Source organism: Actinomyces viscosus, assembly GCF_900637975.1.
Taxonomy (GTDB): domain Bacteria; phylum Actinomycetota; class Actinomycetes; order Actinomycetales; family Actinomycetaceae; genus Actinomyces; species Actinomyces viscosus.
In genome coordinates this window covers 462,938-474,537 of the sequence record NZ_LR134477.1, presented here as the reverse complement: position 1 = coordinate 474,537, position 11,600 = coordinate 462,938, and the positions used below count along the sequence as shown (strand labels likewise).

Genomic DNA, 11,600 nt, shown 5'->3' with positions numbered 1-11,600 from the left:
CCTCGCCCCGGGCTCCGCCGGGCGGAGCCCGGTGGGGCCGGGCACAATGACGAGGTGACCTCACTGATGCCCACCCGTACCGTCACCATCGGTACCCGCGTCATGTGGGCGATCGTGCTGGTGGCGAGCATCGCGCTCATCACCTGCGGGGCGATCGTCTGGGCGCTGGGCCACTCCAGCGTGTCGGCCGACGCCACCAACCGGCTCGAGCACAGCCGCGACCGGATCCGACAGCTGGCCGCCGACCGGGTCGACCCCTCTAGCGGCCAGCCCCTGGAGGACGTCTCATCCGTCCTTCGAGCCCATATCCAGCGCACCGCCGAGGGTCCCGGTGAGGCGGAGCTCGGATTCGTGGGGACCAGCTCCGACACGGAGCTGACCTGGGTCTCCTCCGACAACGTCTCCTTCCGTCCGGAGGAGGACCCGGAGCTGCTCAAGCAGGTGACCTCCCAGGCTGCCGCGTCGGAGTCAGTCATCGAGACGGTGCGCACCTCCTCGTCGAGCTACCGGGTCCTCATCGTCCCGGTGCAGGACGGCTCCCAGCGAGGGGCGCTGGTGCATGTCATCGACCTCAAGGTCGCCGAGTCCCAGCTCCAGCGCACCATGGCCTTCTACGCCGCGGCGGCCGTCTTCACCGTCGCCCTGGTGACAGGCCTGGCCTGGTTCGCCGTCGAGCGGCTCCTGCGCCCCATCGAGCAGCTGCGGCGCGCCACCGAGTCCATCGGCGAGGACGACCTGACCACCCGGGTCCCGGTCAAGGGCCGCGACGACCTCACCGCCCTGGCCGCGGCCGTCAACCGGATGCTCGATCGGGTCCAGACCTCGGTGGAGGCTCAGCGCAACCTGCTCGACGACGTCGGCCACGAGCTGCGCACACCCATCGCCGTGGTCCGCGGTCACCTCGAGCTCACCGACCCCGGCGACCCGGAGGACGTACGCCAGACCCAGCTGCTGGCCATCGACGAGCTCGATCGGATGGGGATGCTCGTCGACGACCTGATCCTCCTGGCCAAGAGCGCCCAGAGCGACTTCACCACCCCCGTGGACACCGACGTCGCCGAGCTCACCGAGCTGGTCTTCGACAAGTCCCTCGCCCTGGGTGAGCGCCGCTGGCAGCTGGAGTCGGCGGCCTTCACCCGGGCCAGCATCGACCCCACCCGGATCACCCAGGCCTGGCTCCAGCTGGTGGCCAACGCCGTGAAGTACTTCGAGCACTGCAGCACCGTCTCCCTGGGCTCCGCGGTCCGGGACGGTCATCTGCTGATGTGGGTGGGCGACGAGGGCATCGGGATCGCCCCCGAGGAGATCGACCTGGTGCGCCAGAGGTTCAAGCGCACCTCCAGCGCTCAGGAGCTGGCCTCCGGGACGGGACTGGGACTGAGTATCGTGGAGACGATCGTCGCAGCGCACGGCGGGGAGCTGGACATACGCTCCCAGGTGGGCGTCGGCTCGGTGTTCACCATGAGGATCCCCCTCACGGCTCCGGGCCCGGCCCCGTCCGTGTCTCCAGCCCCGCACCCCACTCAAGGAACTCGTACTCACTCTAGGAGTGATCCGCCATGAGCAGCATCCTGATCGTTGAGGATGAGCCCCGGATCGTCGCCTTCCTCACCAAGGGCCTCAAGGCGGCCGGCTTCACCACGCACGCCGCCTCCGCCGGCCTGGAGGCTGTGGCGCTCGCCCTCCAGGAGAGCTTCGACCTCATCATCCTGGACGTGGGGCTGCCCGACATCGACGGCTTCGAGGTGCTCCAGCAGCTTCGTGGACAAGGTGTGACGGCACCGGTCATCATGCTCACCGCGCGCTCCTCCGTGGCCGACCGCGTCGCCGGTCTCGAGGGCGGTGCGGACGACTACATGCCCAAGCCCTTCTCCTTCGAGGAGCTCCTGGCCCGCATCCGGGTGCGGCTGCGCCCGGAGGCCACGGGCCCCGACCAGATGCGGCTGACCCACCGTGACATGGTCCTGGACCTGCGTACCCGCACCCTGTCGCTGGAGGGCCGGACCGTGGAGCTCTCGGCGCGGGAGTTCGCCCTGGCCGAGGCCTTCATGCGTCACCCCGGTCAGGTCCTCAGCCGCGAGCAGCTCCTGAGCTCCGTGTGGGGGCTGGACTTCGACCCCGGCTCCAACGTGGTGGAGGTCTACGTCTCCTACCTGCGCAACAAGCTGGGCAGGCAGCGGGTGGAGACGGTGCGTGGCATGGGCTACCGGCTCACCTGACCGGGGAGGGACCGTGGATCGCAGGACGGCGGCCGCTCGTCGAACGGATCAGTCGTCGACGTCGTAGTCGTTGTCCTGATCCCTCACACCGATCCTCACCGGATTCCTGTCGTCGTCATCGTCGTCGACGTCCGGGGAGGCGTCGTCGGACCTTGTGGTTGCCGCGGGCACGTTGGGCGCGGCGGGTGCCGGCTGCCGGCTGCCGTGGTCGACGGCGACCGGCGGGTCGGGCTCAACCGGCTGGGGGGAGTGCCCCTGCTCGGCGTGCGCGGACGACTCCGCCTCGGCACCGTACTGCTCGTAGCGGGTGCTGCTGGCACCGCCGGCGGCCTGGCCCGGCGTCGCCGTGGCGGAGGACTGCGACGAGGTGCTTCCCGGGGTTCCGGTCAGGACGATGCCCGGCTCGCTCACGGACTCGGTGGGACTGAAGAACACCATGCGGGCGACCCCGACCAGCAGCCCGGAGGTGACGATGACGACCGCCGTGGCGATGACGCGGCCACGACCGGCCCGGCGAAGCAGGTTCCGCATACAGTTCCCCCTTTGTCCGGTCACTATCTGATGCTCCGTCCCGCGCCTGTTCCTCGCGTACGCCCCCCTCGGAGCCGACAAGGCCCTCAGGCCGTCAACGACCGTAACACGATCAACAGGTCAATACACTGGTGCGGAGCACAAGACAGGCGCAGAAATGCCTCATAGCCGCCACACTCGCGCCTCAGGGACGGATGTGCCCCTCGCCCTCGACGATCCAGGTCGTTGTGGTCAGCTCGGTCAGGCCCATGGGGCCGCGGGCGTGAAGCTTCTGCGTGGAGATGCCCAGCTCGGCCCCCAGGCCCAGCTGGCCGCCGTCGGTGAAGCGGGTGGAGGCGTTGACCATGATGGCCGCCGAGTCCATGCCCGCGATGAAGTCGTTGATGACACCGACGTCCTGGGCGATAACCGCCTCGGTGTGTCCGGTGGTATGGGCCCGGATGTGGTCGACGGCCTCTTCCAGGCCCTCGACGACGCGGACGGCCAGGTCCAGTGAGCCGTACTCGGTGTCCCAGTCGGTCTCCGTGGCCTCGGTCAGGAGCTCCTCGCACCCGCTGCCGGCCGCGACCTCGGCCAGGATCCGGTGGGTTGTGGGGTCGACGTGCAGGGTGGTGCGCTTGTCCCACAGGGCGACGGCCGCCTTCGGCAGGTAGGCGGGGGCGGCGTCGGCGTGGACCAGGAGCGTCTCGGCGGCGTTGCACACGCCGACGCGCTGGGTCTTGGCGTTGACGATGATGTCGACCGCGGCCTGGAGGTCGGCGCTGGCGTCGACGTAGACGTGGCAGTTGCCCGAGCCGGTCTCGATGACGGGAACGGTGGACTGCTCGACGACGGTGCGGATGAGTCCGGCCCCACCGCGCGGTACCAGGGCGTCGACCAGGCCGTGGGCCCGCATGAGGGCGCGGGCCCCGTCCCGTCCGGCGGCGTCGACGCTGGTGACCAGGTCGGCGGGCAGTCCCTGGTCCTCCAGGGCGCCGCGCAGGGCCGCGACGATGGCGGCGTTGGAGTCCTGGGCGGCGCTGCCTCCGCGCAGGATGATGGCGTTGCCGGACTTGACGGCCAGGGCCGCGGTGTCAACGGTGACGTTGGGGCGGGCCTCGTAAATCATGCCGACGACGCCCAGGGGCACGCGCACTCGACGCACCCGCAGCCCGTTGGGCATGACCGAGCCGTCCACGACCTGGCCGACCGGGTCGGGCAGTGCGGCCACCTCGCGCAAGGAGGCGGCGATGGCGTCCAGGCGGCCGGTGTCCAGGGCCAGACGGTCCAGGAGCCCGGGCCTCATCCCGGCCTCGCGTCCGCGCTCCAGGTCGGCGGCGTTGGCCGCCAGGATGGACTCGGCATGCTCGGTGAGGCTGCGGGCCATGGCCTCCAGGGCGGCGTCCTTGACGGCGCGCGGGGCCCTGGCCAGGCTCCGTTGCGCGTTGCGGGCTGCGTGGGCGGCTGCGGTGACGAGCTCGTGGGCGTCGACGTCGTTCATGGGGCCACCATAGAAGACGAGGCCGATGGTGTCCTCAGACCCCGGCGGTGCGGGGCAGCTCGGCGAGGTCGTCGCGGTGGACGACGGGGGCCACGTGATCGGGTGCCGGCGCGCCCGCCGCTCGGGCGGCCAGGACCTCACGCAGCTCGGCGGCGGCGTAGCGGCAGATCCCACGGGCCAGGACACCATCGGGGCCGACGACGTCGACCACGGTCCCGGACTCGAAGTCGCCGTCGACACCGGTGAGGCCGGGCAGCAGGAGCGACTTCTTGCCCACGGTCAGGGCCCGGGCGGCCCCGGTGTCGATGAGGAGACGACCCTCGGGCTGGGAGGCGTGGGCCATCCACAGCCGGCGGCTGGGGCGGTGCGGCCCGGTGGGCTCGAACCAGGTGCCCAGGTCCGCGGGGACCTGCTCCTGTCCCAGGAGGCGGGCGGCGTCGTCGGCCCGGGCGATGAGGGTGGTGGTGCCCGAGGCGCAGGCGATGGTGGCGGCCTGGAGCTTGGTGGTCATGCCGCCGGTGCCCACGAAGGAGCCGCGCCCGGAGACGCTGACGCCCTCCAGGTCGGAGGCCGCACGCACGTGCCGGATGGGCTCGGCACCGGGGGTCCCGGGCCGCGCGGTCCACAGGCCGTCGACGTCCGTGAGCAGAACGAGCACGTCGGCGGTCACCAGGTGGGCCACCAGGGCGGCCAGTCGGTCGTTGTCACCGAGGCTGAACTCGCTGGTGGCCACCGCGTCGTTCTCGTTGATGATGGGGACGGCCCCCAGGCAGAGCAGGGAGTCGAAGGTGGCGCGCACCGTGCGGTAGTGACTGCGGATGGCGACGTCGTGGGCAGTCAGCAGGACCTGGGCGGTCACCAGGCCGTAGGCGCTCATCGCGGTCTCCCAGCGGGCCGCGAGGCGCCCCTGACCCACCGAGGCGGCGGCCTGCAGGAGGCGCAGCTCGTCGGGGCGCCGGTCCAGGCCCAGGGGCGCCAGGCCCGAGGCGACCGCCCCGGAGGAGACCAGGACGACGTCATGACCGCGATGGCGCATCCCGGCGATCAGGCCGGCCAGGATGTCAATGCGGTTGAGGTCGAGTCCGCCGTCGGCGCGCGTCAGCGAGGAGGATCCGACCTTGACCACCACGCGGGCGCCCTCGGGCAGTCGGCCCGGGCGCTCTCCCGCGCCGGGGGCGCCACCGCTGTCAGTCACTGATTGAGTCACGGTTCCCGCCCGTCAGTCCTCGTCGCCCTCGTGCCAGGTGGTGGCGTCGGTCCACAGCCCCTCGGAGGCCTCGTCACGCAGCTGCTGGCGCGCGGCCTCCTTGGCGTCCATCATCTCGTGGTACCGGCTGCGCCGTTCCACGTTGGTCCGACGCCGGCTGCCCTCCAGACGCAGGTCGGTGCCGCGGGCGCCCAGCAGCTCGGGACCGGTGCTCATCGAGGGCTCCCAGGTGAAGAGCACTCCCCCGTCCACCTCACCGATGAGGACGGTGTCCCCGGCATGGGCGCCGGCCTTGACGAGCTCGTCCTCAACCCCCGCCGCTGCCAGCCGGTCGGCGAGGTAGCCGACTGCCTCGTCATTGGAGAAGTCGGTCTGGCGCACCCACCGCTCGGGACGCTGACCGCGGACCTGGTAGACCTGCCCCTCACTGGGGTGGGCGAGCAGACGCACCTGGGCGACGCTGTCCTTCTCACGGCGTCCCACGGCTGCGGGGCGGATGACCGGGCGAGCCCTGTCCGCCCCGCCGGGCTCATCGCTGCCCGAAGGCGCCGCCGGGGCCATCGCACGGGCCCGCTCGACCTCACCGGCCAAAGCGAAGGACAGGGGCCGCAGCCCGGTGTGGGCGACCGCCGAGACGATGAACACGGGCAGGCCCCTGACCTCGATGTCGGCGCGCACGAACTCGGCGAGCTCGGCTGCGTCGGGAACGTCGACCTTGTTGAGCACCACGATGCGGGGGCGCTCCATGAGCGGGACACGGCCGGTGAGGGAGGGGTCGTCCTCCTGGTCCCCCAGGCGTTCGGAGTAGGCGGCGAGCTCGGCCTCGATGGTGTCCAGGTCGGACAGGGGATCGCGGCCCGGCTCGAGGGTGGCGCAGTCCAGGACGTGGACGATGACGGCGCAGCGCTCAATGTGCCGCAGGAAGTCCAGGCCCAGCCCCTTGCCCTGCGAGGCGCCGGGGATGAGGCCCGGGACGTCGGCGATCGTGTAGCGGACGTCGCCGGCCTCGACGACCCCGAGGTTGGGCACGAGGGTGGTGAAGGGGTAGTCGGCGATCTTGGGCCTGGCCGCGCTCATAGCGGCGATGAGGGAGGACTTGCCGGCGCTGGGGTAACCCACCAGGGCGACGTCGGCGATGGTCTTGAGCTCCAGGGTGATGTCCCTGGCCTGGCCGGGCTCGCCCAGCAGGTGGAAGCCGGGCGCCTTGCGCTTGGAGGAGGCCAGGGAGAAGTTGCCGCGCCCGCCGGTGCCCCCCTCGGCGACGACGATGCTGGCCCCCTCCCCCACGAGGTCGGCGATGACCTGGCCGCCGGCGTCCTTGACGACGGTTCCCTCGGGAACGGGCAGGATGAGGTCCTTGCCATCGGTGCCACGCCGCCAGTCCCCCATGCCGGGGGTGCCGTTCCCGGCCCGCTGGTGCGGGGCGCGGTGGTAGCTCAGCAGCGTCGTCACCCGGGGGTCGACGGTCAGGACGACGTCGCCGCCATGACCGCCGTCACCGCCGTCGGGCCCGGCCAGGGGCTTGAACTTCTCGCGGTGCACGGAGGTGCAGCCGTTGCCGCCGTCGCCGCCGGCCACGTGGAGGACCACTCGGTCAATGAAACTGGGCATGGGGGTCTCCTGTGAGTCCGGGATAGCGCGAGGGCGGACGGCAGCTGCCGTCCGCCCTCATGCGACGTGTGGATGTGCTCGGGGCTCAGGCCTCGGGGAGCACGACGTTGACGACCCGGCGGCCACGGAAGGTGCCGAACTCGACGTTGCCGGCAGCGGTGGCGAACAGGGTGTCGTCGTTGCCGCGGCCGACGTTGCGGCCAGGGTGGAAGTGGGTGCCGCGCTGGCGGACGATGATCTCGCCGGCCTTGACGAGCTGACCGCCGAAGCGCTTGACGCCGAGGCGCTGCGCGTTGGAGTCGCGGCCGTTACGGGAGGAACCAAGACCCTTCTTGTGTGCCATGGTTTAAGGCTTCTTTCTTCTCGAGCGTGTGCGTTCAGGATGCCCGCGTACTGGCTGACGCCGGGGCGGTCACTTGATGGCGGTGACCTTGACGGCCGTCAGCTGAGCGCGGTGGCCCTGGCGCTTGCGGAAGCCGGTCTTGTTCTTGAACTTGAGGATGTTGATCTTGGGGCCCTTCTCGTCGCCGACGATCTCGGCGGTGACGGAGGACTTGGCCAGGTCGGCGGCAGAGGTGGTCACCTTGTCGCCGTCCACCAGCATGACGGGGGCGAGGGTGACCTCGTCGCCGATCTCACCAGCAAGCTTGTCGACAACCACGACGTCGCCGACGGAGACCTTCTCCTGACGGCCGCCGGCCTTGACGATCGCGTAGACCACTTGAATGCTCATCTCTGTAGATTCTTCGAAAGGCTCTCACGCGCAGCGGGGCTTCGATCAGCCTCACCGGGAGGGCCCTGTCCTGGGCAATGGCGCAAGACGCACCGGCAGATAACTCTAGGCGATCCCGCTCCCAGCACCAACCTCCGGTTCGCCCTGCCCCCTGTGTTCTTGGGCACGAAGGCCCCGCGGGCGCTAGGCGGAGGCCTCCGCGTCGTCTGAAGAATTCTCCGACGACGGCGCAGTGCTCCTCGCGGTGGCCCGCCTCCTCGTTCTCCTCGCAGGCTTGCTGCCAGCAGGCTCCTGATCCGTCTGCGCACCCGCAGCCGCCTCAGCCCTCCCGTCAGCCGCCTTCTCGTCAGGCTCCTCTGGGTCGGCAGCCTTCTTACCGTCCTTCTTCGCGGGCTTCTTCTTCTCAGCCTTCTTGCCGGTCTTCCTCGAAGGCTTCTTCTCAGTCTTCTTCTCGGCCGACTTCCGCGCCCTGGTCCTGGCTGTCTTGCTCTCGGCCGGCGAGGTCTGCTCGTCCTGGCCGCCGGCGCCCTCCGCGTTGTCGATGTCGCTCGCGCTCTCGGCGCGCTCCTCGCCCGGGCCCTGCGAGCCGTCGACCTCCTGGGCGTCGCGAGGCTCCTGACTCTCCTGCTGAGCCTCCTTGTGGGCCTGCTCGGCGGCGGCCGCGATCTGAGCCAGGGCGCCGCGGACCGCGGCCCGGGCCTCGTCGTCAGCCCCGGTCTCGGGCGAGCCCGCGACGTCGGCCCTTCCGGCGCCCTTGGCGCTCTTGGCGTTGCCGCCGCCCTTGGTGCTCTTGCCCTTGGCCTCCTGAGCGTCCTTCCTGCCGGATCCAGCCTGCTCCTCACGGTTCTTGCGCCCGCGCGAGCGCCCGCCACCACGGGAGGCTGAGGCCGACATGTCGACCTGCTGGTTCTCCACGGGCTCGTCGTGGACGATGAAGCCACGACCCTTGCAGTGCTCGCAGGTGGTGGAGAAGGCCTCAACCAGTCCCTGCCCGACCCGCTTGCGGGTCATCTGGACCAGGCCGAGCGAGGTGACCTCGGTGACCTGGTGGCGGGTGCGGTCACGGCCCAGGCACTCCACGAGCCGGCGCAGGACGAGGTCCCGGTTGGACTCCAGGACCATGTCGACGAAGTCGATGACGACCATGCCGCCGATGTCGCGCAGACGCAGCTGGCGCACGATCTCCTCAGCGGCCTCGAGGTTGTTGCGGGTGACGGTCTCCTCCAGCGTGCCGCCCGCTCCGGTGAAGCGGCCGGTGTTGACGTCGATGACGGTCATCGCCTCGGTGCGGTCGATGACCAGCGTGCCGCCGCTGGGCAGCCAGACCTTGCGGTCGAAGCCCTTGGCGAGCTGCTCGTCGACGCGGTGGGCGGCGAAGACGTCCTCCGGACCGGTCCAGTGCTCGAGGCGGTCGGCCAGGTCCGGACTGACCTCGTCGACGTACCGGGAGATCGTCGACCAGGTCTTGTCACCGGAGACGATGAGCTTGCGGAAGTCCTCGTTGAAGACGTCGCGGATGACGCGCACGGCGAGCTCGGGCTCGCCCTTGAGGAGGACCGGGGCCTTACCACTGCCCTTCATGACCGAGGAGGCCTTCTTCTCGATGGCCTCCCACTGGGACACCAGTCGCTCGACGTCCGCGGTCAGCTGCTCCTGGCTGGCTCCCTCGGCGGCGGTGCGCACGATGACCCCGGCGGAGTCGGGCACGATCCGCTTGAGGATCTTCTTCAGGCGGCTGCGCTCAGTATCGGGCAGCTTGCGCGAGATCCCGGTCATGGTGCCACCGGGGACGAGGACCAGGTAGCGGCCCGCCAGGGTGATCTGGCTGGTGAGGCGGGCCCCCTTGTGCCCGATCGGGTCCTTGGTGACCTGGACCAGGACGGTGTCACCGCTGGAGAGGGCGTCCTCGATACGGCGGGGCCTTCCCTCCAGGCCGGCGGCGTCCCAGTTGACCTCGCCGGCGTAGAGCACGGCGTTGCGCCCCTTGCCCAGGTCCACGAAGGCGGCCTCCATGGAGGGCAGGACGTTCTGGACGCGGCCGACGTAGACATTACCGACCATGGAGGTCTGGGTGTGCCGCGAGACGTAGTGCTCCACGAGGAGCCCGTCCTCCAGGACGGCGATCTGGTTGAGGCCGTCGGACTCGCGCACGATCATCTGACGGTCCACGGACTCGCGACGGGCCAGGAACTCGGCCTCGGTGACGATGGGCCGACGGCGTCCGGCCGCCCTCCCCTCACGGCGGCGCTGACGCTTGGCCTCCAGCCGGGTGGAGCCCTTGAGGGCGGTGACCTCGTCACGCGGGTCGCCACCCTCGGAACGGGTACGGGACCGGCGGCGGCGCCGACGCGATCCGGACACGGCCCCGGCGGTCGTCTCGACGCCGGCGTCAGCCGAGGTCTCGCGCGCCGAGGGCGTCGCATCGGCAGCGCCCTCCCCGGGGGTCTGGGCCTCCTCGTCCGAGTCGCTGCGCGCGGAGTCCTCAGCACGTGAGCGCGAGCGCCGACCGCGCCCACCGCGGCGGCGCTTGCGGCGGGCCCCGCCCTCACGGGCGTCATCTGGCGAGCCGTCCGACGAGTCAGCCGGAGACTCGTCGTCGGCCTCGGAGGCATCAACGTCGTCACCGGACTCGTCAACCGCGGAGCCCCCGCGCCCCTCCTGCTGAGGCGCGCCCGTGCCGGCGACCGCCCGCCGACGACGACGGCTGCGCCCACCGCCTCGACCTGCTCGTGCCGAGGAGGACGAGGCGGACTCGTCCTCATCCTCGATGTCCGAGTTGTCCGCGTCCCGGTCTTCCGCACTGGTTCGGACGCCGGTCTGCGGCTCCTCCTCGTCGGTCCAGCCGCTCGAGCCCTGGTGGCGCGACGCGGTCGGCGCCTCCTGAGGAGCGGCGGTTGCGGCGGTGACCCTTCGACGTCGGCGGGCCCGACTGGGGTCGGGGGCCTGGAAGAGGAGCGAGGCGGCGGGAAGGCGGGGCGCCTCCGGCTCAGCCTCGTCCTCGTTCAGGGACGCCTGCGCCGGCTCGCCGTCGGTCTCCTCCTGCGCGTCAGGATCCTCCGCATCCTCCGCGCCGGCCTCCTCCTCGACCTGAGCCTCGTCCTCGTCCTCCTCATCCTCGGCCGCGTGAGGGTCAGCGGTCGGAGCCGCCTGCGGGGCGGCGGATACCGCGACGACCTTGCGGCGACGACGAGACGGGGCCGAGGCGGCCGGAGCCCCAGAGCCCTCGATGCTCTCGATGTCGGACTCGCCGGCACCGGAGCCGGTGACGGTCTCCGAGGCGCCCACCGGGCCCGGCTGCTCGGCGACGGGAGCCTGCGCGGGAGCGGCGGCAGCGGCGGTGGCTCTGCGGCGACGGCGCGGGGTCGGGGCGCTCACGGCGTCGCCGAGTCCCTGGTGTCCCTGGTCCTGCTCGTGCGATTCTGTTGATTCTGATGTGGTGCGACGTGCCATGGGGCTTGCACTCTCCGAGGCTGACGCCGTCGTCGTACCCTCGACGCGTCAACGCGGTTGTGCTCCCCAGCGGGAGCAGCGAAAAAGTCTCGAGCGCGCCCGGTAGGGCGCATGCCTTGCCTCTCGTCCACACATACCGGGCTCGCAGCGGCGCAGCTCAGGCGGCGCAAGGTCCTCGGACAGGGTCGGTCGGAAGGCGTGGCCCCAGGTACTGGTACGAAGCACCCGAAACCGGATCGAAGTATCCCACACATACAGCGATAAGCGCCTGCGCGACTCGTCATGGTCATGGTGGCCCGCGTCTCGCTCCACATCCACATCCCATCACACAGTCAGCATTCGCTCAGTATTCAGTCAGTTTTCAGCGGT

9 protein-coding genes are annotated in these 11,600 nt (G+C 70.9%); 2 read left to right on the top strand and 7 right to left on the bottom strand.

Features of this window, described 5'->3' with window-relative positions; genetic code table 11:
* The first annotated feature begins 54 nt into the window (after positions 1-54).
* Positions 55-1,563, top strand: coding sequence for a sensor histidine kinase (locus EL340_RS02115; RefSeq protein ID WP_232023180.1), 1,509 nt, complete (start codon positions 55-57; stop codon positions 1,561-1,563).
* Positions 1,560-2,219: a response regulator transcription factor gene (locus tag EL340_RS02110; RefSeq protein ID WP_126413211.1), complete on the top strand. Its 660-nt coding sequence runs from the start codon at positions 1,560-1,562 to the stop codon at positions 2,217-2,219. Before EL340_RS02115 ends, EL340_RS02110 begins: the two co-directional genes overlap by 4 nt.
* Before the next feature lie 48 nt (positions 2,220-2,267).
* On the opposite strand, the gene EL340_RS02105 is transcribed toward EL340_RS02110, so the two are convergent.
* From EL340_RS02105 to EL340_RS02075, 7 genes are all read right to left on the bottom strand, one after another.
* On the bottom strand, positions 2,268-2,750 hold the full coding sequence (locus EL340_RS02105) for a ubiquitin carboxyl-hydrolase (protein ID WP_126413210.1): 483 nt from the start codon (positions 2,748-2,750) through the stop codon (positions 2,268-2,270).
* Between the two features lie 184 nt (positions 2,751-2,934).
* Entirely contained in the window at positions 2,935-4,230 is a 1,296-nt protein-coding gene (locus EL340_RS02100; protein ID WP_126413209.1) for a glutamate-5-semialdehyde dehydrogenase, read from the bottom strand.
* 34 nt (positions 4,231-4,264) lie between these two features.
* Positions 4,265-5,359 carry a glutamate 5-kinase gene (proB, locus tag EL340_RS02095; protein WP_126415269.1) on the bottom strand — a complete coding sequence of 365 codons (1,095 nt, stop codon included), beginning with the start codon at positions 5,357-5,359 and terminating at the stop codon, positions 4,265-4,267.
* A gap of 90 nt (positions 5,360-5,449) precedes the next feature.
* Positions 5,450-7,048: a GTPase ObgE gene (gene obgE, locus EL340_RS02090; RefSeq protein WP_126413208.1), complete on the bottom strand. Its 1,599-nt coding sequence runs from the start codon at positions 7,046-7,048 to the stop codon at positions 5,450-5,452.
* Positions 7,049-7,133: 85 nt separating this feature from the next.
* On the bottom strand, positions 7,134-7,391 hold the full coding sequence (gene rpmA / locus EL340_RS02085; RefSeq protein WP_009746875.1) for a 50S ribosomal protein L27: 258 nt from the start codon (positions 7,389-7,391) through the stop codon (positions 7,134-7,136).
* 69 nt (positions 7,392-7,460) lie between these two features.
* On the bottom strand, positions 7,461-7,781 hold the full coding sequence (gene rplU, locus EL340_RS02080) for a 50S ribosomal protein L21 (protein ID WP_075371787.1): 321 nt from the start codon (positions 7,779-7,781) through the stop codon (positions 7,461-7,463).
* A 183-nt stretch (positions 7,782-7,964) separates the two neighbouring features.
* The gene (locus EL340_RS02075; RefSeq protein WP_126413207.1) at positions 7,965-11,231 is read right to left on the bottom strand and encodes a ribonuclease E/G; all 3,267 of its coding nucleotides are present in this window, start codon (positions 11,229-11,231) and stop codon (positions 7,965-7,967) included.
* Between the last annotated feature and the right edge of the window lie 369 nt (positions 11,232-11,600).

Coding starts and splice junctions, on each gene's coding strand:
- EL340_RS02110 (WP_126413211.1), top strand. CDS start 1,560: ATGAGCAGCATCCTGATCGTTGAGGATGAGCCCCGGATCGTCGCCTTC.
- EL340_RS02105 (WP_126413210.1), bottom strand. CDS start 2,750: ATGCGGAACCTGCTTCGCCGGGCCGGTCGTGGCCGCGTCATCGCCACG.
- EL340_RS02100 (WP_126413209.1), bottom strand. CDS start 4,230: ATGAACGACGTCGACGCCCACGAGCTCGTCACCGCAGCCGCCCACGCA.
- obgE (WP_126413208.1), bottom strand. CDS start 7,048: ATGCCCAGTTTCATTGACCGAGTGGTCCTCCACGTGGCCGGCGGCGAC.
- rpmA (WP_009746875.1), bottom strand. CDS start 7,391: ATGGCACACAAGAAGGGTCTTGGTTCCTCCCGTAACGGCCGCGACTCC.
- rplU (WP_075371787.1), bottom strand. CDS start 7,781: ATGAGCATTCAAGTGGTCTACGCGATCGTCAAGGCCGGCGGCCGTCAG.
- EL340_RS02075 (WP_126413207.1), bottom strand. CDS start 11,231: ATGGCACGTCGCACCACATCAGAATCAACAGAATCGCACGAGCAGGAC.